General features: G+C 74.2%; 17 protein-coding genes. 10 read left to right on the top strand and 7 right to left on the bottom strand.

The annotated features are described in order from the left end of the window. Positions 1-67 precede the first annotated feature (67 nt). The gene (locus FHR77_RS07020; RefSeq protein ID WP_167259337.1) at positions 68-934 is read left to right on the top strand and encodes a helix-turn-helix domain-containing protein; all 867 of its coding nucleotides are present in this window, start codon (positions 68-70) and stop codon (positions 932-934) included. Positions 935-1,009: 75 nt separating this feature from the next. Here the strand turns inward: FHR77_RS07020 and FHR77_RS07015 are convergent, their stop codons facing one another. The 5 genes from FHR77_RS07015 to FHR77_RS06995 form a co-directional block, all read right to left on the bottom strand. After that, positions 1,010-2,257 (bottom strand): amidohydrolase family protein, encoded by a 1,248-nt coding sequence (locus FHR77_RS07015; protein ID WP_167259336.1) that lies wholly within the window; start codon positions 2,255-2,257, stop codon positions 1,010-1,012. A gap of 99 nt (positions 2,258-2,356) precedes the next feature. Continuing rightward, positions 2,357-3,676 carry an ABC transporter permease gene (locus FHR77_RS07010; protein WP_167259335.1) on the bottom strand — a complete coding sequence of 440 codons (1,320 nt, stop codon included), beginning with the start codon at positions 3,674-3,676 and terminating at the stop codon, positions 2,357-2,359. Next, entirely contained in the window at positions 3,676-4,779 is a 1,104-nt protein-coding gene (locus FHR77_RS07005) for an ABC transporter permease (protein ID WP_167259334.1), read from the bottom strand. The genes FHR77_RS07010 and FHR77_RS07005 overlap by 1 nt, the downstream gene beginning before the upstream one ends. Beyond that, positions 4,779-6,314, bottom strand: a complete 1,536-nt coding sequence (locus FHR77_RS07000) for an ATP-binding cassette domain-containing protein (protein WP_167259333.1) — start codon at positions 6,312-6,314, stop codon at positions 4,779-4,781. Before FHR77_RS07000 ends, FHR77_RS07005 begins: the two co-directional genes overlap by 1 nt. Positions 6,315-6,318: 4 nt before the next feature. Beyond that, a complete protein-coding gene (locus tag FHR77_RS06995; protein WP_167259332.1) occupies positions 6,319-7,362 on the bottom strand; it encodes a BMP family lipoprotein in 1,044 nt (347 codons plus the stop codon). Between the two features lie 182 nt (positions 7,363-7,544). On the opposite strand from FHR77_RS06995, the gene FHR77_RS06990 reads away from it, so the two are divergent. The 4 genes from FHR77_RS06990 (at position 7,545) to FHR77_RS06975 (ending at position 14,335) form a co-directional block, all read left to right on the top strand. Beyond that, positions 7,545-8,969 carry an amidohydrolase gene (locus FHR77_RS06990; RefSeq protein WP_167259331.1) on the top strand — a complete coding sequence of 475 codons (1,425 nt, stop codon included), beginning with the start codon at positions 7,545-7,547 and terminating at the stop codon, positions 8,967-8,969. A gap of 2 nt (positions 8,970-8,971) precedes the next feature. Beyond that, complete coding sequence (locus tag FHR77_RS06985) at positions 8,972-9,727, top strand: creatininase family protein (RefSeq protein WP_156369936.1); 756 nt, start codon at positions 8,972-8,974, stop codon at positions 9,725-9,727. Then, positions 9,724-10,746 carry a LacI family DNA-binding transcriptional regulator gene (locus FHR77_RS06980; protein WP_056055292.1) on the top strand — a complete coding sequence of 341 codons (1,023 nt, stop codon included), beginning with the start codon at positions 9,724-9,726 and terminating at the stop codon, positions 10,744-10,746. The genes FHR77_RS06985 and FHR77_RS06980 overlap by 4 nt, the downstream gene beginning before the upstream one ends. Before the next feature lie 286 nt (positions 10,747-11,032). Next, complete coding sequence (locus FHR77_RS06975) at positions 11,033-14,335, top strand: TM0106 family RecB-like putative nuclease (RefSeq protein ID WP_341777256.1); 3,303 nt, start codon at positions 11,033-11,035, stop codon at positions 14,333-14,335. A 266-nt stretch (positions 14,336-14,601) separates the two neighbouring features. Here the strand turns inward: FHR77_RS06975 and FHR77_RS06970 are convergent, their stop codons facing one another. Both FHR77_RS06970 and FHR77_RS06965 read right to left on the bottom strand, forming a co-directional pair. Next, positions 14,602-15,048, bottom strand: a complete 447-nt coding sequence (locus FHR77_RS06970) for a very short patch repair endonuclease (protein WP_279589070.1) — start codon at positions 15,046-15,048, stop codon at positions 14,602-14,604. Next, on the bottom strand, positions 15,045-15,599 hold the full coding sequence (locus tag FHR77_RS06965; protein WP_167259329.1) for a hypothetical protein: 555 nt from the start codon (positions 15,597-15,599) through the stop codon (positions 15,045-15,047). Before FHR77_RS06965 ends, FHR77_RS06970 begins: the two co-directional genes overlap by 4 nt. 171 nt (positions 15,600-15,770) lie before the next feature. Between FHR77_RS06965 and FHR77_RS06960 the strand changes: the two genes are divergently transcribed. From FHR77_RS06960 to FHR77_RS06940, 5 genes are all read left to right on the top strand, one after another. Beyond that, entirely contained in the window at positions 15,771-16,124 is a 354-nt protein-coding gene (locus FHR77_RS06960) for a DUF6507 family protein (protein WP_167259328.1), read from the top strand. Then, positions 16,121-17,983: a hypothetical protein gene (locus FHR77_RS06955; RefSeq protein ID WP_167259327.1), complete on the top strand. Its 1,863-nt coding sequence runs from the start codon at positions 16,121-16,123 to the stop codon at positions 17,981-17,983. Before FHR77_RS06960 ends, FHR77_RS06955 begins: the two co-directional genes overlap by 4 nt. A 44-nt stretch (positions 17,984-18,027) precedes the next feature. After that, complete coding sequence (locus FHR77_RS06950; protein WP_167259326.1) at positions 18,028-18,504, top strand: hypothetical protein; 477 nt, start codon at positions 18,028-18,030, stop codon at positions 18,502-18,504. 203 nt (positions 18,505-18,707) lie between these two features. Beyond that, the gene (locus FHR77_RS06945; protein ID WP_167259325.1) at positions 18,708-19,028 is read left to right on the top strand and encodes a hypothetical protein; all 321 of its coding nucleotides are present in this window, start codon (positions 18,708-18,710) and stop codon (positions 19,026-19,028) included. 36 nt (positions 19,029-19,064) lie between these two features. Then, the gene (locus FHR77_RS06940; RefSeq protein WP_167259324.1) at positions 19,065-19,988 is read left to right on the top strand and encodes an SseB family protein; all 924 of its coding nucleotides are present in this window, start codon (positions 19,065-19,067) and stop codon (positions 19,986-19,988) included. Positions 19,989-20,116 lie beyond the last annotated feature (128 nt).

Here is a 20,116-nt window from a genome sequence, read left to right as displayed (position 1 = left end):
CGCCTCCGGAACGCCCGATCCACCGGCGTCCCTGGACGAAACGACGATCGCCCGCCATCATCGACCCATGACCATCGAGGACGGCTTCCCCGGGCAGCGGCTGCTCGTCATGCCCCGCCAGGCGGTGCGCACCGCCCTCACGCAGCCGGGCACGTCGCACCTGGTCGTGACCGACGCGGGGTACTTCCCCGAGGCCCGGGCGCACGGCATGGCCCGCCCCGCCGGGGTGCCGCAGAGCGTCGTGCTCGTCTGCGTGCGCGGCGGCGGCTGGTGCGAGGTCGGCGGCGTGCGGCACGTCGTCAGCGCCGGGCAGGTCGTCGTCGTGCCGCCCGAGACGGCGCACGAGTACGGCTCGGACGACGCGGCGCCCTGGACGCTCTGGTGGCTGCACCTCGACGGGCGCGACCTCGCCGAGTTCCTCCGCGTCGCCGGCCTGACCGCGTCGGCGCCGGTGCGGCAGCTCACCGACGTCTACCGCGTCGTCGCGCTGATCGAGGAGGTCGTGCAGGCGATGGAGCGCGACCAGACCTTCGCCAGCGTGCTCGCCGCGTCGGGCGCCGCGTGGCACCTCATGGCCCTGCTCTGCTCGGAGCGGCGGGTCGGCAGCCCGCGGGAGTCGGCGGTCGAGCAGGCGCAGGACTACCTGCGCAAGCACGTCACCGACCGCGTCTCGGTCGAGGAGCTCGCGGCCCTCGCCCGGCTCAGCCCGTCGCACTTCGCGGCGCGCTTCAAGGCGGAGACCGGGTCGACCCCGCTGCGGTACCAGACGCAGCTGCGCATGGCGCGGGCCCGGGAGCTGCTCGACACCACCGACCTGCCGGTCGGGCTCGTGGCGGAGCGGGTGGGCTACGTCGACCCCTTCTACTTCTCGCGCCAGTTCAAGGCGGTGCACGGGTCGACGCCGGTGGGGTACCGGGCGCAGCGGAAGGGCTGAGGTCAGGGCCGGACGGGGCCTGGTCGGGCGGCGCTGGCGGGCCGCGCCGTCCTCGCGCCGCGGGCAGCACCGTCCTCAGGCCGCGGGCAGCGCCCCCGCGACCACCCGCCCGCGGGCCACGACCGCGACGATCGCGTCACGGTCGAGCGCGGCCGCGTCCTCCCACGGGCGCCCGCGCAGCAGCACGAAGTCGGCGGCGGCCCCGACGGCCACGCGGCCGAGCTGCGTCGACCGGCCGATCGCCGCCGCCGCGCGCGACGTGCCCGCCCGGAGCACCCGCTCGGGCGACCAGCCGAAGACGTCGCCCATCCGCCGCAGCTCGCGCATCTGGTCGCCGAACGCGACGTGGAACCCGTTGGCGTCGGTGCCGAGCACGAAGTCGACGCCGGCCTGGGCGGCGGCGCGGAACGCGGGGTCGCGGGTCGCGACGAGCGCGGCCGCCGTCTCGCGCTGCTCGGCCGAGACGGGCACCGAGCCCTCGGCGATGGCGTCGTTGATCAGCAGCGTGGGGGCGACGGGCAGCCCGGCCGCCACGACCTGCCGGGCGAGGTCGCCGTCGAGCTGCGTGGCGTGCTCGATCGAGTCGACGCCCGCGCGGAGGGCCACGCGGATGCCCTCGGCGGTGTGGGCGTGGGCCGCGACGAGCAGGCCGAGCGCGTGCGCCTCGTCGACGATCGCGTCGATCTCGGCGCTCGTGTGGTTGCGCCAGGAGGGGGCGTCGCCCTCGGAGAGCAGCCCGCCGCTCGTCGCGATCTTGATGCCCGTCGCCCCCGCGCGCGCGTGCGTCCGCACCAGGGCGCGGCAGGCGTCGACGCCGTCGGCGGTGGGCTTCCGGAGGCGCGGGTCGACGCCCGGGGGCACGAACATGTCGCCGTGCCCTCCCGTCATGCTCACCATGCCGTGCGCGAGGATCCGCGGCGCCTCGACGAGCCCCGCCTCCACGGCGCGCGCCAGCGAGAACTGCACCTCGTCGGCCGACAGGTCGCGCAGGGTGGTGACCCCGCCGGCCAGGGCACGCCGGGCGTGGGCCAGGCCGTGCAGCACCTGCTCGGTGGGGGGCGTGACGAGCGGCCAGGTCAGGAACCCCGAGGAGGCGCCTCCCGCGTTCCCGATCAGGTGGACGTGGGTGTCGACGAGACCGGGCACGAGCGACAGCCCCTCGAAGCGGGCCGACGGCTCGGCGGGCTCCACCGCGGTGACCACAGCGTCCGTCTCGACGCCGGGCCGCGCGGGGCCCCAGCTGACGGTGCTCGGGCCGAGCGCGCCGTGGCCGTCCCAGACGTCGACGCCGGCGAGGGAGGTGGGGGAGGCATGGTGGAGCACGGTGGGTCCTCGAGAGGTCGGGGGAGCAGGAGCAGGAGCAGGAGCAGGAGCAGGAGCAGGAGCAGGGGCAGTGGCAGGGGCAGGACGGGCCGAGCGGTGTCAGCTGCGGCGCGTGCGTCGCGGCACCAGCCGCCCGAGCGCCGCCGGGGGCCGCATGCGGGTGCAGGCGACGACCAGCACCGCCAGCGTCACGACGTACGGGGTCGCGCTGGAGACCGCGGCGGGCAGCGGCACCGCGACGAACACGACGAGCAGCACGACGCCCACGACCAGGGGCGGCAGGCCCTCGCGCAGCTTCCGGCCGGGCACCGTGCGGCGCAGCCGGAGCAGGCCGAGGGCCGTGAAGACGACGGCGAGCACGAGCACGAGCGCCCGCAGCGTCTCCGGCCGGCCGATGCCGACGGCGTCGCTGACGCCGAAGAGGGCGGCGCCGAAGAACACGCCCGACGGCGTCCAGTTGCCGAAGATCAGCGTGGCGAGGCCGATGAAGCCGCGGCCGGCGGTCTGGTTCTCGATGTAGCCCTGCGAGATGAGGGTGAGGTAGCCCCCCGCGAAGCCCGCGAGCCCCGAGCCGACGAGCACCGCGATCCAGCGCGTGCGGTGCACGCTGCCGCCGAGGGCCTGCAGGGCGGCGGGCTCCTCGCCGGCGGCGCGCCAGCGCAGGCCGAACGGCGTCTTCCAGAGCACCCACGCGATGACGGGGATGATCAGCAGGCCGATCACCGCGGCGAGCGAGACGTCGCGGGTCAGGCCCCCGACGAGGCCGCCGACCTGGGCGACGACGGGCAGCTCCGAGGCCTCCATCGTGCGGCTCAGGTCGGGCGTGCCGAGGCCGCCGCTGACGAACGGCAGCGACAGGTGCGGCACGTCCGCGCCGATGCGGGGCGAGCGCGCGATGGTGCCGCCGTCCATCCCGCTGAAGACGATGTCGGAGGCGAAGCGCGCGACAGCCGCCGCGATGACGTTGATCGAGACGCCGACGATCAGCTGGTTGATGCCCATCTCGATGCAGAGCACCGCCATCAGCACCCCGAAGACCAGCCCTCCGGCGACGCCGCCGACCAGGGCGGCCCACGGGCCCGCGACGGCGCCGAGCAGGCCGGCCGTCCAGGTGCCGCCGATCATCATGCCCTCGAGGCCGACGTTGATGACGCCCGAGCGCTCGGAGAGGAGGCCGCCCATCGCGACGACGGCGATCGGCACGGTCAGCCGGAGGGCCGAGCCCCAGGTCGCCGACGCCGTGATGCCGGGGGCGTCGGCCAGGTAGCGGGCGAGGATGAGCAGGCCCAGGCCGATCAGGGCCCAGCGGAGCGCGGCGCGCACGTGGCGGGCGGACGGGCGGAGGCGGTCGACGGAGGCGCGGGCGGGCCCGGCCCCCGAGGGGGTCACCGCGGCGAGGGGATCGGTGCCGGTGCTCATCAGGAGGCTCCTCCGGTCGGGGCGGCGTCGGGGGTGCGGGCGGCCCGGAGGCGGCGGCGCACGGCGGCGGCGAGGGCGACGCGCTGGTCGACGCGCTCGGTGAGCCAGTACCCGACGGCCGACGAGAGCAGCACGACGGCGAGGAAGACCTGGCCCACCTCGGTCGGCAGCTGCACGAGGCCGAGCACCTGGCTGCTGCGCTCGACGAAGGCGAGCACGAACGCCCCGAGCGCCATGCCGACCGGGTGCTGACGGCCGAGGAGGGTCGCGGCCAGCCCGGTGAACATGAGGTCGGTCGGCAGCGTGCCGTCGAAGCGGCCGGCGACCGAGAGCACGTGGGGCAGCCCGACGAGCCCGGCGACGGCGCCGCTGACGAGCATCGCCTGGACGATCTTGCGGTCGACCCGGATGCCGGCCGACTCCGCCGCCTCGGGCGACCGGGCCGCGACCCGGAGGCCGTAGCCGAAGAGGCTGCGGTCGACGACGAGGTGGTACACGACGCCGACCAGCACGGCGACGACGACGAAGCTCGAGACGGCTCCCTGCCCGCTGCCCGTGCCGGGCAGCGCGGGCATGAGCCCCCCGGCGTCGATCATCGCCGTGCCGGTGTTCTGCCCGCCGCCCGACCGGAAGACGCCGCTGAGCAGCACGGCGACGACGGTGGTCGCGACCGCGTTGAGGAGGATGGAGGTGATGACCTCGTTGACGCCGCGGTGGATCTTGAGCAGGGCGGGGATGAGGGCCCAGCCGGCGCCCACGGCGCACGAGATCAGCAGGGTCAGCGGCAGGCGCACGGCGAGGGGGAACGGCAGCGACGCGGCGGCCACCGCGCCGGCCAGGGCCGCCATGCGGTACTGCCCGTCGACGCCGATGTTGAAGAGGCCCATCCGCACCGCGAAGGCGCCCGCGACCGCGGCGAGGTAGAGCGGCACGGCCGAGTCGAGGCTCGCGACGAGCGACGACGGCTGCGTGCCGTACGACCACATCACCGAGAAGGCGCTCGACGCGCTGTAGCCGCCGACGGTGAGGAAGAGGGCGGTGACGGCGAGGGCCAGCAGCACCGAGACGACGGGCCCGGCCGCGGTGACGACGACGCGGCGCATCAGCTCGCCCCTCCCGTCGCGGGGGCGTGGGCGCCGGTCATGTGTTCTCCCAGGTCGAGGGCGGTGACGTGTCGGGGGTCGAGCTCGGCGACGACGCGGCCGCCGTACATGACGAGCAGCCGGTCGCTCAGGGCGAGCAGCTCGTCGAGGTCGGCCGAGACGAGCAGCGTGCCGAGGCCGGCGTCGCGGGCCTCGACGAGCTCGCGCCAGACGGCGCTCTGCGCGCCGACGTCGACGCCGCGGGTCGGGTGCGCCGCGACCAGCACCGTCGGGTCGGAGCCGAGCTCGCGGCCGATGATGAACTTCTGCTGGTTGCCGCCGGAGAGCGCCCGGGCGCGGGTCGACGGGGTGCCGCCCCGCACGTCGAAGCGCCGGATGATCTCTGCGGCCGCCGCCGTGGCGGCCGAGCGGCTGAACCACCAGCCCCGACGGATCGGTGCCCGGCCCTGGTAGCCGAGCGCGGCGTTCTCGGCGAGGCTCAGGTCGAGCACGACCCCGTCGCGGTGGCGGTCCTCCGGGATGTACGCGAGCCCGAGCGCGCGGCGCTCGCGGGTGGGCAGGTCGTCGATGACGCGCCCGCCGAGCGACACGCTGCCCGTGTGCTCGACCCGCCCGAGCAGCGCGGCCAGCAGCTCCGACTGGCCGTTGCCCTCGACGCCCGCGACGCCGACGACCTCGCCCCGGCGCACGGTGAGCGACAGGTCGTCGACCAGCGGGCGCTCGCCGGGTCGGCCGACGGTGAGCCCCTCGACCGCGAGCACGACGTCGTCGCCCGGCGGCGTGCTGCGCGGCTCCACGGTCGGCATCGCGACCTCGACCATCAGCCCGGCCAGCTCCCGCGGCGTGGTCTCGGCGGCCGTCGTGCGCCCCACCACGCGCCCCGCCCGGATGACCGTGATGTCGTCGGCGAAGGCGAGGACCTCGTCGAGCTTGTGCGAGATGAAGACGACGGAGGCGCCCCTCGCGGTGAGTGCGCGGATCGACGCGAAGAGGGCGGTCGCCTCCGACGGCACGAGCACCGCCGTGGGCTCGTCGAGGATGATGACGCGGGCCTCGCGCCAGAGCACCTTGAGGATCTCGACCCGCTGCCGGTCGCCGACGCCGAGGTCGGACACGAACGCCTCGGGGTCGACGTCGAAGCCGTTGGCCGACGCCAGCTCGCCGACGCGCCGGCGAGCAGCGGCGGCGTCGATGCGCCAGGCCGAGCCGGGCTCGTCGGCGAGGACGACGTTCTCCCAGACGCGGAGGGCGCCCGCGAGGAGGAAGTGCTGGTGGACGATGCCCACGCCGGCCTGCTGGGCCTGGCGCGGCGAGCGGAAGTCGTGCGCGACTCCCTCGACCTCGACCGTGCCCTCGTCGGGGCGCTCCTCGCCGGCGAGCACCTTCATCAGGGTCGACTTGCCGGCCCCGTTCTCGCCGACGACGGCGTGCACCGTGCCGGGGCGCACGAGGACGTCGATCCGGTCGTTCGCGGTGAACGTCCCGAAGCGCTTGACGATCCCGGTCAGCCGGACCGCCGCCTCCTGCGCCCCCACGGTGTCAGAGTGCCGTCGGGACGGTGACGTCGCCGTCGACGACGGCCGTCTTCGCCGCCTCGAGCTGGTCGGCGATGCCGTCGACGAAGCCGCCGCTGGTCGAGTAGCCGACGCCGCCGGTCTCCAGGTCGAAGACCTGCTCGCCGGGCTCGAGGCTGCCCTCGTCGAAGGAGGTGATGACGTCCTGGACGGCCACGTCGACGTTCTTCAGCGCCGAGGTGAGGATGAACGGCTTGATGTCGTCGTCGACCTGCGCGTACGCGTCGCCGTCGACGCCGATCGCCCAGACCTTGGCGGAGTCGGTGCTCGCGGCCGCGGCCTGCTCGTAGACGCCCTGGCCCGAGCCGCCGGCGGCCGCGTAGACGACGTCGGCGCCGCCCGCGTACATCGAGGCGGCGGCCTCCTTGCCCTTGGTCGGGTCGGAGAACCCGGTGAAGTCGCCGAGCGGCGACAGGTAGGTGGAGTCGACGACGACGTCGGGGTCGACGCTCTTCGCCCCGGCCTCGTAGCCGACGAAGAAGTTCTGGATCGACGGCTGGTCGACGCCGCCCACGAAGCCGATGTGGCCGGTGGTCGAGGTCAGCGCGGCGGCCACCCCGACGAGGTACGACGACTCGTTCGCGGCGAACGAGATGGTCGTCACGCCGTCGATCTCGGTGCCGATGTCGGTGTCGACGTCGACGAACGCGGTGTCGGGGTGCTCGGTGTCGCCCATCGGCTGGGCGAACTGGAAGCCGATGCCGACGGCGAGGTCGGCGCCCTGCGAGACGGCGAGGTCGAGGCGGTCCTGGTAGTCGTCGGTGTTCGGGCTCGACAGCTCGAGGGGGTTGAAGCCCAGGTCCTCCTGCGCCGCGGTGAAGCCGGCGTAGCCGCCGTCCATGATCGAGTAGTCGCCCGTCGTGCCGTAGAGCAGCGCGACCGTCGCGGCGTCGGGGTCGGCCGAGGGGGCCGTCGCGGCCGTCTGGCCCGAGCAGGAGGCGAGGAGGAGCGTGGCGCTGAGCGCGGCTCCCGAGACGATCAGGAGGCGACGGGGGCGGCGCAGGGGCATGGGGTGCTCCGGTTCTGTGAACGTTTTCACGGCAGGTGGCCTCGGGCGCTCGCAGGATCGGCTCCGAGGGGGTGCAGGGGTGCCACAACCGTAGACCGGCTCGTGTTACCGACGTGTTTCGGGGACGTAAGGAGTCGGGTAAACGTTCTCAGCGACTCCCGCGTCCGTGGCACGCTGGCGACATGACCCCCGCAGCTCCCGGCGCCGCTCCGGTGCCCGTCGACCTCGTCGTCCGTCGCGTGACCGTGCTCGCGCCGACCGTCCGGCCACCGGTCGGGTATACCGACCTCGACCCCGGCGACCCCGGGCGACCGGCCCCGGCCGTGTTCGTGGCCGACCAGGCGATCGGCGTCGCGGGCGGCGTCATCGCCTGGATCGTGCCCGACGCCGACCTCGGCCCGGCCGACCTCGCCGGCGCCCGGGTGGTCGACGCGCCGGGCCGCGTCGCGATCCCCGGCCTGGTCAACGCCCACAGCCACTCGTCGATGACCTTCTTCCGGGGCTCCGCGGAGGACGTGCCCACCGCCTCCTGGTTCAACGACCACATCTGGCCGATGGAGGTCAACCTCACCGACCGCGACGTGCTGCTCGGCGCGCGCCTCGCGGTCGCCGAGATGCTGCTCGCGGGCGTGACCACGGTGGCCGACCACTACTTCTCGACCGAGCAGATCGCCACGGCGGTCGACGAGGGCGGCATGCGGGCCGTGCTCGCCCGCACCTTCTTCTCGTCGCAGGGCGCGGAGGGCCTCGACCGGAGCGCCTCCTTCGCGGCCGAGTGGGACGGCGCGGCCGGCGGGCGCATCACCACGATGCTCGGGCCGCACGCCGTCTACACCGTCGACGACGCCGACCTGGCCCGCACGGCCGAGGCCGCCCGGTCGATCGGGGTGCGGACGCACATCCACGCGTCGGAGACCATGCACCAGACGGAGTCGTCGCTCGCCCGGCGCGGGGCGACGCCGATCCAGGTGCTGCACGACACCGGCGTGCTCGACGCGGGAGCCCTGATCGCGCACGGGACGGGCATCGTCGAGAGCGACCTGGAGTGGCTGACGCCCGTCGCCGACCGGGTCGGCGTCGCGTGCTGCGCGAAGGTCTACCAGAAGCACACGCACGGGCCCACTCCGATCCGCCTGCTGCACGACGCGGGCGTGCCGGTGGGGATCGGCACGGACGGCTGCGCGTCGGGCAACACCCTCGACGTGCTCGAGAGCACCCGCACGATGGCCCTCGTGCAGAAGGCCCACACGGGCGACGCCACCTGGATGACGAGCGCCCACGCCCTCGACCTCATGACCCGCCAGGGCGCCGCCGTCATCGGGCGCGAGCACGACCTCGGGTCGCTCGCGCCCGGGTTCGCCGCGGACATAGTGCTGATCGACCCCTGGAAGCCGCACCTCCAGCCGATGAACGACCTCGCCGCCGCCCTCGTGCTCAGCGTGCGGGCGAGCGACGTCGAGACGGTGATCGTCGCCGGCCGGGTCGTCGTCGAGCACGGCCGCCTCGTCGACGTCGACCTCGGGCCGCTGATGACCGAGATGAACGAGCGCCTGCCCGGGCTCACCGACCGGTCGCACGGCCGCACCGTGCAGACGTACGCTCCCTAGTGATGATCGACGCCGACCACACGCCCTGGCCCGACGTGGCCGCCGCCCACCGCCGCGGAGCCGGCCTCGCCGTGCTGCCCGTCGGCGCGCACGAGCAGCACGGGCCGCACCTGCCCCTGGGCACCGACACGGCCACCGCCGTCGAGGTCGCCCGCCGCCTGGCCGAGCGCCTCGACGCCGTGCTGCTGCCCCCGGTGCACTACGGCGCGACCTGGGGCACCTCGGGCTGGCCGGGCACGCTCTCGCTCTCGGCCGCGACGGTCACCGCGATCGTCGTCGACCTGGGGCGGGCGCTCGCCGCGTCGGGCGCGGGCGGCCTCGTCGTCGTGAACGGCGACTGGGGCAACCGGGCGCCGCTGCTCGTCGCGGCCCAGCAGCTCACGGAGGAGGGCGTGCTGCCCGTCGTCACGCTCGACCACCCCGGCATGGCCGAGGCGATCGACGAGGTGCGCGAGAGCGCCCCCGCGGCGCCCGGCCTGGCCCACGCGGAGGAGGTCGAGACCTCGATCATGCTGCGCCTCGCGCCGGGTGACGTCCACCCCGACCGGTACGAGGCCTGCTACCCGGTGTTCCCGTCGCACTTCGGCACCGCGCCGATGCCGCTGCACCCGTTCTCGCCCAGCGGCGTGTTCGGCGACCCCGCCCTCGCGACCGCCGAGAAGGGCGAGCGGCTGCTCGCGGCCACCGTGGAGGGGTGCCTCGCCGTGCTCGACGACTTCGTCGCCGGCGTGCTCGCGGGCCGGGCGGAGGCGCGGTGAGCCCGACGTCCGTCCCCACCCTGGTCGACGTGGCCCGGGAGGCCGGGGTGTCGATCGCGACCGCCTCACGCGTGCTCTCCGGGGCCCAGCACGTCTCGGAGGCCCGGGCCCGCGCGGTGCGGAAGGCCATCACCGAGCTCGGCTACCGGCACAACGCCGTCGCCAGCGCCCTGCGGAGCCAGCGCACCGAGACCGTCGGGCTCATCCTGCCCCGGTACACGACGGGCTTCCTCTCCGCCCTGATCGAGTCGGTCAGCGAGGCCCTCGACGACGCCGGGCTCTCGCTGGTGCTGCGGTACTCCGCGGAGGGCGACGACCACGACGCCCGCACGGTCGAGTCGCTCCTCAGCCGCCGCGTCGACGGCCTCGTCATCTGCCCCCCGACGGAGGAGGTCAGCCGTGACGCCGTCGCGGCCGCCGACCGCGTGCCCGTCGTGCAGGTGGGCCGCCACATCTTCGGCGACGGCACCGACTCGGTGGGCCTCGACGACAACCGGGCGACCGACCTGCTCGTCGGCGCCCTCGCGGACGGCGGGGCGACGGAGCTCGTGACCGTCGGCCTGTCGCCGGCCGACCCCGCCGACGCCCGCCGCATCGCGGCCGTGCGGGCCTCGTGCGAGCTGCGCGGCGTGCGGTTCGACGGCGCGCGACCGGCCGGGGCCGAGCTCGCCGGCGGTGTCGCCGCCGCGAACGAGCTCGTCGCGAGCGGCGACCTCGCGCGGCTCGACGCGATCGTCTGCGCCAACGACGACGTGGCGCACGGCCTGGTCACGGTGCTCCGCCTCAACGGCGTCGACGTGCCGGGGGCCGTGCAGGTCGCGAGCCTGCTCGACGTGTCGTCGGTCGAGGGCGACGACGAGCGCGAGATCACGACCCTCCGCCACCCGTGGCCCGCCATGGGCCGGGAGGCCGTGCGGCTGCTGCTCGACGCCCTGGCGAGCGGCGACCGCGACGACTCCGGCGGCGCCCGCCGCGTCACGCTCGCGCCCCGGCTGTTGCACGGACGCTCGACGCGCTGACCGCGGCTCCGGGAGCCCGGGGGAGTCGCCCCCGCTGTCGGTCGCGCCCGCTAGCGTTCGAGCACGGCCGGGTCGCCGCCCGGGCCCGACGTGCGCGTCAGCACCGCCCCGCACCGCACCGCCCGCACCGCCCGCACCGCCCGCCGAGGAGGCCGCCATCTACATCGACCCCGACACCGACCTCGTCGTCACCAGCCCGTCCGACCTCACCACCTGGGCGGCGTGCGAGTGGGCGTTCCTCCGGCGGCTCGACGCCGCCCTGGGGCGCATCGACCGGATCGACGCCGTGTCGGACGCCATGCTCGACCGGACGGCGCGGATGGGCGACGACCACGAGGTGCGCTTCCTCGAGCAGCTGCGCGCGAGCCACGAGGTGGTCGAGTTCGAGCGCCCGTCCCGGGAGGGGTACCCGGCGGCGGCGGCCGCCGCGGAGCAGGCGATGCGCGACGGCGTGCCGGTGCTCTACCAGGCGACGTTCCACGACCCGACCTTCATCGGCTTCTCCGACTTCCTCGTGCGCAACGACGCCGGCGAGTACGAGGTCTACGACACCAAGCTCGCCCGGCACGCGAAGATCCCCGCCCTCCTCCAGCTCGCGGCCTACGCCGAGCAGATCGCGGCGCTCGGGGTGCCGGTGGGGGCGCAGGTGCACCTGGTGCTGGGCGACGGGTCGCGGTCGACGCACGAGCTCGCCGACATCGCCCCCGTGCACCGGGCCCAGCGGTCTCGGCTGCGCGACGCGGTCGAACGACGGCAGCGCGCCTCCTCGGCCCTGCCCTGGGGCGCACCCGGGGTGACGGCCTGCGGCCGGTGCTCCCAGTGCGCGGCGCAGGTCGAGGCGCACCGCGACCTCGTGCTCGTCGCCGGGCTGAGCCTCGGGCAGCGGGCCGCGCTGATCGCCGCGGGCGTCGACAGCATCGACGCGCTCGCCCGGAGCACGGGAGGCGTGCCGGGCGTGGGCGGGGCCGCCCTGTCGCGGCTGCGCGCCCAGGCGCAGCTGCAGGTCGCCAGCGAGGGCGGCGTGCCCGAGGTGCGCCTCGTCGACCCCGGGGCGCTCGCGGCGATCCCCGCCCCTGACGACGGCGACGTGTTCTTCGACTTCGAGGGCGACCCGCTGTACACGGAGGGCGACGGCGGCACCTGGGGCCTCGACTACCTCTTCGGGCTGGTCGACGTCGAGGCTCGCTCGACCGCCTTCTGGGCGCACGACCTCCGGGCCGAGCGGCAGGCGCTCGTCGACTTCCTGGCCTTCGTGCGGGAGCGACGGGCGGCGCACCCGGGCATGCACGTCTACCACTACGCCTCCTACGAGCGGACCCACCTGCTCTCGCTCGCCGCCCGGCACGGCGTCGGCGAGGAGGAGGTCGACGACCTGCTGCGCGACGGCGTGCTCGTCGACCTCTACCCCGTGGTGCGCAAGGCTCTCGTCGTCGGCTCGCGCAGCTACTCGATCAAGAAGTTGGAGCCGCTCTACATGGGCGGCGACCTCCGCGACGGCGACGGGGTCCTCAACGGCGCCGACAGCATCACCGCCTACGTCGAGGCGATCGCGGCGGTGCGGGCCGGCGACCCGGCCGGCCAGGCGCGGCTCGACCAGGTCGCCGACTACAACGAGTACGACTGCCGGTCGACGCTCCGGCTGCGCGACTGGCTGCTGTCGTTCGTGCCGCCCGGGTCGACGACCGACGAGGCGGTCGCCCTCGTCGACGACGAGCGCGTGCGCGCCGAGCCCGACCCGGTGTTCGTCGAGCTGTCGGCCCTGCTCGCCGACGTCGACCCGCTCGACCGCACGCCCGACCAGACGGCCCTCGCGCTCGCCGCGGCCGCGATCGACTACCACCGGCGCGAGGCGAAGACGTTCTGGCAGGAGCACTTCGGGCGGCTCCGCGACCCGCTCGACGAATGGGCCGACACGCGGGACGTCTTCGTCGTCGAGCAGGCCCAGGTGGTCCGCGACTGGGAGAAGCTGCCGCGCGCCCGCACCCTGTCGCGCGACCTGCGGCTGAGGGGCTCGCTCGCGCCCGGCAGCCGGCTGACGCCCGGGGGAGCGCCGCACCTCGTCTACGACGCCCCGCTGCCTCCCTCGATCACGGCGTCGGGGCCGGGCCTGCGCGGCGCGACGTCGCGGGTCGCGGTGCTCGACGTCGACGCCGACCACGACGGCGTCGTGATGCTCGTGAAGGAGTCGCTGCCCGGGGGCGCCGACCCGCACGAGGCGTTCCCGCTCGCGATCACGCCGGCGGCGCCGCCGCGCGCGGCCCCGCAGCCCGCGGCGATCTCCGAGTGGGGTCGCTCGGTGCTCGACGGCCTGCCCGCCTTCGTCGACGACGCGGTGCTCGACCTGCTGCGTCGCGTCCCTCCGCGGGGCGGGGTCGTGCCCGTCGTCGGCGACGACACCGTGGGCGCCGTCACGGCGACGCTGCTCGGCCTCGAGCGGTCGTACCTCGCCGTGCAGGGCCCGCCCGGAACGGGCAAGACCTACGTCGGGTCGACGGTCGTGGCGCGGCTGGTGCGGGAGCACGGCTGGCGCGTGGGCGTCGTCGGCCAGTCGCACGCGGTGGTGGAGAACTTCCTGGAGGCGGTGGTCGGCAAGGGGGTCGACCCCGCGCTGGTCGTCAAGGTGCCGAAGAGCGGAGCGAGCGCGGAGGCGGTCGAGGCCGCCGCGTGGACGCCCGTGAAGAACGGGGCCGGCCTGGCCGAGTTCCTCACCGGCCCGGGCGAGACCGGCGGAGTCGTCGGGGGCACCGCCTGGACCTTCGCCAACCCGGACTACGTCGCGCGGCACTCGCTCGACCTGCTCGTCGTCGACGAGGCCGGTCAGTTCTCGCTGGCGCCGACGATCGCGTCGGCCGTCGCCGCGCAGCGCCTGCTGCTGCTCGGCGACCCGCAGCAGCTGCCTCAGGTCAGCCAGGGCTCGCACCCCGAGCCCGTCGACGCGTCGTCGCTCGGCTGGCTCGCCGACGGGCACGACGTGCTGCCGCCGGAGCTCGGCTACTTCCTGTCGCGGACGTACCGGATGCACCCGGCGGTGACGGCGCCGGTGTCGCGGCTCTCGTACGAGGGCGCGCTCGAGTCGCGGGCGCCCGAGCGGCACCTCGAGGGCGTCGAACCCGGGCTGCACGCCGTACCGGTCGAGCACGCGGGCAACACGACGTCGTCGGTCGAGGAGGCCGAGCGCGTGGTCGACCTCGCCCGGTCGGGCGTCGGTCGGGAGTGGTCGGACGAGCACGGCACGCGTCGGCTGACGGACGACGACGTGATCGTCGTCGCGCCGTACAACGCGCAGGGTGCCGTGATCCGCGACGCGCTCGACGCCGCGGGCCTGACCGGCACGACGGTCGGCACCGTCGATCTCTTCCAGGGGCGGGAGGCGGTGGTCGCGATCGTCTCGCTGGCCGCGTCGAGCGCCGCCGACATCCCGCGCGGCCTGGACTTCCTGCTCATGCCCAACCGGCTCAACGTCGGCATCAGCCGCGCGCAGTGGGCGGCGTACCTCGTGCACTCGCCCGCGCTCGCCAGCTCGATGCCCACGTCGATCGCGGGGCTCGGCACGCTGTCGCGGTTCATCGAGCTGGTCGAGCGGCGCTGACGCGCGCGCGAGGCGGGTGGGCCCGGCGGCGCGCGCCGTGCTGGCCCGTGGGTGTCCCGCGGGCGGCGCGCGCCGCTCCGGCCCGCGGGACACCCCGTTCTCGCACGGGAACCCCGCCGCGGCAGGGTTCCCCTGCGAGAACGGGGTTCATCTCGGCGAGCGGCCGTCCTACCTGCCCGAGCGGCACCACGTTCTCGCACCCGAACCACGCCGCGGCCTGGTTCCCCTGCGAAGAAGTGGTGCGTCGTCGCGGCCTCGAGCTCGCGTCACACGCCCGCGACCGCGCGCCGCAGCACCGCCTCCACGGCGTCGATCGCCTCGGCCGGGGGCGTGTGCTCCCACACCCGGACGACCGCCCACCCCGCCGACCTCAGCTCGTGGTCGTGGGCCGCGTCGCGCCGCCGGTTGGCGAGCAGCTTGGCGTGCCAGTAGGCCGCGTTCGCGATCGGGAGGTGCGTGTGCTCGACGCAGAAGTGCCAGAAGCAGCCGTCCACGAAGACGGCGACGCGGAGGCGCGGGAAGAGCAGGTCGGGGCGACACCGTGAGACCCCCGCCACGGGGCGGTCCACGAAGTACCGCCAGCCCCTCGCGTGCAGCCCCCGTCGCAGAGCGAGCTCGGGGCGCGTGTCACGACGGCGGATCCGGCTCATGCGGCGCCGGGTCTCGTCGTCAGAGTCGAAGTCGCCCGCGGCCGGACGCGGCGGGCTGGTCAGGCCGAGCCCCCATGTGCCGCCTCTCGCCGCTCCTCCCGCTCGGCGCGCCGCACTCGCGCCTGCTCGCAGGCGAGGCAGTCGCAGCCGCGCGGGTGCCGGCCGTGGATGACCGCCGCGACGGGCAGCCCCTCGTCGTAGTCGCAGAAGCTGAACCGCGGGAAGGTGCACGCGAAGCCCTCGTCGTCGTACACCACGGTGCCGAGCAGCTCGTAGTCGGCCAGCTCCGGGGCGGCCCTCAGGGCCTCGTCGTCGAGGTGGCGCTGCCAGCTCTCGTCGACCGGAGCGACCGTCGGCGACCACCAGGCGAAGACGAGCCACCTCACCGCGAAGAGGTCGCTGCAGTCGAGCGCCGCGGCGATGGCCTCCCTCTCGTCGGCGGGGCGGCCGCGCATGTCGGGCGTCACCTGAACCAGGTACTGCACCCGCAGGTCCCGGTCGAGGGTGAGCAGCCACAGCGGGCTGTCGTGGGGCCCGTGCTCGCCCCGTGCCCGGCTCTCGTGGACGGTCGGCATGAGGATCTGGTGGAGGTCGTACCCGGCTTCGATGATCATGCGGCGACGGTAGGGCGGGATCGAGGCCGAGCCGGGGGCGTCGGGGACGGCTTGTGGGTGCAGGCCCGCGACTCCTCTCGGGGGAGGGGCGGGTGACCTGCGCGTACGCCGTGAGGTGGAGAAACGGACCGATCGTTCCGCTGGGGCCGAGATGCCGTTAGCGTGGGGCCCGTGAAGTACTTGATGGACGTGGGGGGCATCTCGGACGTCACCGCCGACGTCACGGGAGAGCTCGACGAGGCCTCGGGGGCGATCGACGGGGCGCTGACGGCCGTCGACGACGCCCTGGGGGCGGTGAGCGCCGAGGGCGGGCTCGCCGCAGCCCTGCGCGGAGCGGTAGAGGGCCGACGGACGACGGGACCGAACCTCGTGGCTCGTGCCGGGGAGCTCGTGAGGACGGTCCAGGCCAACGCCGTGCTCTACGTGCAGGCCGACGAGAGCATGGCCGCGTCGACGGCCACCGCCCAGGAGGCGTCGCCCGCGACCAACCCCTACGCGGGCCGCTTCGGATCGGTGCCGCGATGAGCGGGCTGATCACCGTGGCCTCGCTGCCCGAGATCACGGTCGACGTCGACGGGCTAGACGCCGCCGCGACGACCCTGTCGCAGCAGGCCGGCCTCGTGTCCCCGGCCACGGAGGACGTCGTCGCCCGCTGGGGGCGACTCGGCTCCCACTACGACGCTCCCGAGACCGAATCCCTGATCAGCAAGATGGGGGTGGTCGGGACCGCAGGTGACGACTTCACCGAGTCCCTGTCGTCCGTCGCGTCGACGTTGTCGACCTGCGCCGAGGCGCTCGCCGGGGCGAAGCAGCGCCTCGAGACGCTCGCGGCGGAGATCCCGCCGTTCCGCGCCTCCGTCGCGTCGTACCGCTCCGACCAGGCCGAGCTGATGGAGGTGGACGAGTCCGACGCCGGCGACGTCTGGGGCCCCGGGCAGTACGAGCGGCACCTCGACCTCGTCAACGAACGGGAGGCGATCCGCACGCTCATCGAGACCGCCGTCGACGAGGCGACGGCCGACCTCTCCGCCCTCGCCGACCCGGCCGGGCTGACCGCCCTGTCGGGAGCCGCGGACCAGGCCGCCCTCGGCACCTCGGGGGCAGCGGCCCAGACGTCGTTCGACGCCGACCTCGGCCGCGCGGTGCTCGACCGCCTCGCACTGTCTGACCCCGAAGCCGTGGAACGCCTGGTCGAGGAGCACCCGGAGTGGGTCGACCACCTGCGCGAGCACCCGCCCGAGCCGGAGGAGGCGCTCGACTGGTGGAACGGGCTCGCCGAAGACGGCGCGACGTCTCCGGTGCAGTCTGCGCTCGTGCTCGGAGCGCCCGCGATCATCGGTGCGCTGGGGGGAGTCCCGCTGCCTGTGCGTCTGGAAGCCAACCGCCACAACGCAGAGGACGAGCTGGCGCGTGTCCGCGATCGGCAAGAGCGAGCTCAGGAGTCTCTGGACGAATACCTGGAGGACCGGCACGAGATCTACTCTCGGGATGGTGTGGACGACCCTGAGGAAGAGCGTCTCCGCGCCGCCGTCTCGGCCTTCGATGACGACGTGGATTACCTGAAGAGGGCGACGACCCCGACGGAGGACGGGACCTACGCCGTGCAGCTCGTGCTCTACGACCCTGACCACGCGCGCATCGTGCAGATGTTCGGCACGCCTAGCCGCGACACGACGACGACCATCACGTACAGCCCCGGCACGGCCACGACCATCCAGTCGTTCTACCATGGCGGTGTGCAGCAGGTGTCGGACTACTTGAGTGGTCAGGACGACGAGACGGTCGCTTTCGTCTGGATGGACGGGGAGTTCCCGGGTGGGAGCGAGGGCGAGAACATCGCCCACGGCCTCTCTGAGGCCAATGAGACCGACTTCGCGTTGCGCAAGGGCCGCGACCTCGCGTCCTTCCAGGACGTCGTGCACACCGACCCGTGGCTCGGCACCACGTACGACGTCGGCATCGGCCATTCCTGGGGTCTCGCAGCCGTGACGGGCTCGGAAGTGGCGAACGCGCACTACGCCCAGGTGGAGTCGCTGGCCGGCGCCTACATGCCACCGGGTTGGGAAGCGCGCCCTGACACCCAGTACAGCCACCAGAGCTACCGAGACTTCCTGTCGATGGCTCAGTACTCGGGGATGGTCGGTGGGGGGAACAACCCCAGTGGGAGCCCCGACTTCCATTCCGAGATCTTGACCCGGGAAGGTGACTTCACCTGGTACGTGTCCGACGGTGACCCGCAGGGGATGTCGCTGCAGCCGCCTCCCGGCTTCGACGTCACGGTCCATCCGCAGAGGAACCACGAGCTGATCGCATCACAGGAAGCGGAGAATCTGGGTGTGCTGGACTCGATCTACGAGCGCATCCGCGTGGGCAGGGACAAATGATGAGATGGCGACGACCGGCGACCAGGATCGCCGCGACTGCGGTCGTGATGGCTCTCCTCTCCGTCTCGACAGGGTGTGCGGCTGGACAGACCGGAGGAGGAGACGTGGACGTGGATGAAGGCCTGACGGTGACCGAGGCCAAGGCAGAGACGATGGAGCTTGAGAAGGGCGTCGCCTCGTTCCTCGGCGACGGTGAAGTCCTCTCGTCCGAGCAGCGCGACGAGGGGACGTTGCTCTCCTGCAGTGACGACACCCACCAGTGGGCGGGGCGCATCACTTTCCAGCTCGACGGCAGTCGCTCCGAGCACGACGTCCTGGAGGCCGTCGCGACCGGGTTCACGTCGCAGGACGGTTTCCGCTCGACGTCCGAGGACAACGGTGAACGCGAACGCATCCTCGTCTCGGGCCCGGACGGGCTCGCCTTCGTCGCCAGGGTCGACGACTCCGACGTGCTGTCCGTCGCCTCGGCGTCCCGTTGCTTCGTGCTCCGTGACGGCGAATCCGTCCACGACAGGTACTGATTCTGCCAACTGTCGCACACACGACGACGAGGCCTCCCCGGCGGATCGGGGCCGGTGTCGCTCTGGTCTGCTGCGTCGTCCTCGGTGGGTGCTCGGGCGGCGGGGCCGGTCAGACCGACCCTGCCCTCACCGTCGTCGAGGCCAAGGCGGAGACGCAGGCTCTTGAGAGCGGAGTCGCGGAGAGCCTGCCCGAGGGCGAGGTCGTGTCGTCCGAACAGAAGCCGGACGGCGTGCTCCTCTCCTGCTCGGAGACGGCGTACCAGTGGACAGGACGCACGACGTTCCAGCTCGAGGGAGGCCGCGACCGGCGTGACGTGCTCGAAGACGTCGGGGCCGGGTTCCGTGACGACGACGGCTTCTCCGCCGAGCTCCGAGAGGGCTCGACGACGCCTCTCATGGTCGTGTCGGGGCCCGAGGGGCTGTCGTTCGTCGCCGACGTCGACGACGACGGCGACCTCACGGTGGTGTCGGCCTCACGCTGCTTCCTCCTCCGCGACGACGAGACCTCGTTCGACACCTACTGACCGAGGCCGCCGCCCACCCGTCGTAGGCTCGTCCCCATGGGTCTCTTCTCGCGCCGCACGTCAGTCCGACCCGCGGAGGCGCCCCCGAGCACGGAGCCGCAGGCCGACGAGGTGGGCCCCGCGAAGGCCAGCCGCGCCGAGACCGAGGTGACCGAGGCTGGTCAGCCCACCCGCGACTCCTCGGGGCCCGTCGTCCACACCGCCCTGCAGCAGGCCCTGACCGGCTGGGGGCGGGAGAAGAACTCCGTCACGCTGGGCGCCGTCATGGCCGAGCTGACCGCCGGTGAGCTGCTGGTCGACCTCACCCGCTCGACCCTCGCCGACCCCGCCGCCGGGCCCCAGCACGGCGACGTCGTCGCCATCGCGCACCAGACCGACAACGCCGGCAAGCGCCTCCTCCTCGCCTTCACCAGCGCCGACCGCCTCGCCCGCTACCGCGACGGGGAGACTCCGGTGCCGTTCGCCCAGCCCGCGGCCGTCGTCGTCGACCAGGCCGTGCGCGAGTACGAGGGGCTCGCCCTCGACCCCGGCACCCCCGAGACGCAGTTCATCGCCTACTCGGACGAGCTCCGACGCGGCCTCGGCGACGACGTCACCGCCTCCGTCCCGGTCGCGCGGGCGCTCGCCGAGCGCACCATCGCCTGGCCCGACATGCTCGAGCTGCTCCGCACCTCGCCGTCGCTGTACGTCGCCGAGGTCGAGCAGCGCGACGCGGAGGGCGAAGCCACCTCGACCGTCGTCGCCACGGCCACCGGCGAGCAGGGCGAGACCTGGTCGGTCGTCCACGCCACCCCGGCGGCCGCCTGGGCCTGGGCGCCCGGCTCCACGGCCCGGGCGGTCTCGTTCGCCGACCTGGCCGTCGTGGCGCTCGCCGAGGGGCACGCCGGCGTCGTCGTCGAGCCGGGGGAGCGCTCCGTCGCCGTCACGCCCGGCGAGCTCCGCGCCCTCGCCGACCGCTGACCTCGCCCCGGGGCTGTGCCCGGTGCGGCCGGACGGGGGGAGTCGCGGGTCGCCTCGCCGACACCCGTCGCCTCGTCGAGGGCGTTCCCCCAGCACGCCCTCGCTAACGTCGACGGAGACGAAGGAGG

It is taken from the genome of Frigoribacterium endophyticum (genome assembly GCF_011759585.1).
Classification (GTDB): Bacteria; Actinomycetota; Actinomycetes; order Actinomycetales; family Microbacteriaceae; genus Frigoribacterium; species Frigoribacterium endophyticum.
The sequence above is the reverse complement of the archived record's forward strand: the minus strand, read 5'-3'. Positions and strand labels throughout refer to the sequence as shown.

Bases quoted from the DNA above. Each gene is read 5' to 3' on its own strand.
- FHR77_RS07020 (WP_167259337.1), top strand. From the start codon at position 68: ATGACCATCGAGGACGGCTTCCCCGGGCAGCGGCTGCTCGTCATGCCC.
- FHR77_RS07010 (WP_167259335.1), bottom strand. From the start codon at position 3,676: ATGAGCACCGGCACCGATCCCCTCGCCGCGGTGACCCCCTCGGGGGCC.
- FHR77_RS07005 (WP_167259334.1), bottom strand. From the start codon at position 4,779: ATGCGCCGCGTCGTCGTCACCGCGGCCGGGCCCGTCGTCTCGGTGCTG.
- FHR77_RS06995 (WP_167259332.1), bottom strand. From the start codon at position 7,362: ATGCCCCTGCGCCGCCCCCGTCGCCTCCTGATCGTCTCGGGAGCCGCG.
- FHR77_RS06990 (WP_167259331.1), top strand. From the start codon at position 7,545: ATGACCCCCGCAGCTCCCGGCGCCGCTCCGGTGCCCGTCGACCTCGTC.
- FHR77_RS06985 (WP_156369936.1), top strand. From the start codon at position 8,972: ATGATCGACGCCGACCACACGCCCTGGCCCGACGTGGCCGCCGCCCAC.
- FHR77_RS06965 (WP_167259329.1), bottom strand. From the start codon at position 15,599: ATGATCATCGAAGCCGGGTACGACCTCCACCAGATCCTCATGCCGACC.
- FHR77_RS06955 (WP_167259327.1), top strand. From the start codon at position 16,121: ATGAGCGGGCTGATCACCGTGGCCTCGCTGCCCGAGATCACGGTCGAC.
- FHR77_RS06940 (WP_167259324.1), top strand. From the start codon at position 19,065: ATGGGTCTCTTCTCGCGCCGCACGTCAGTCCGACCCGCGGAGGCGCCC.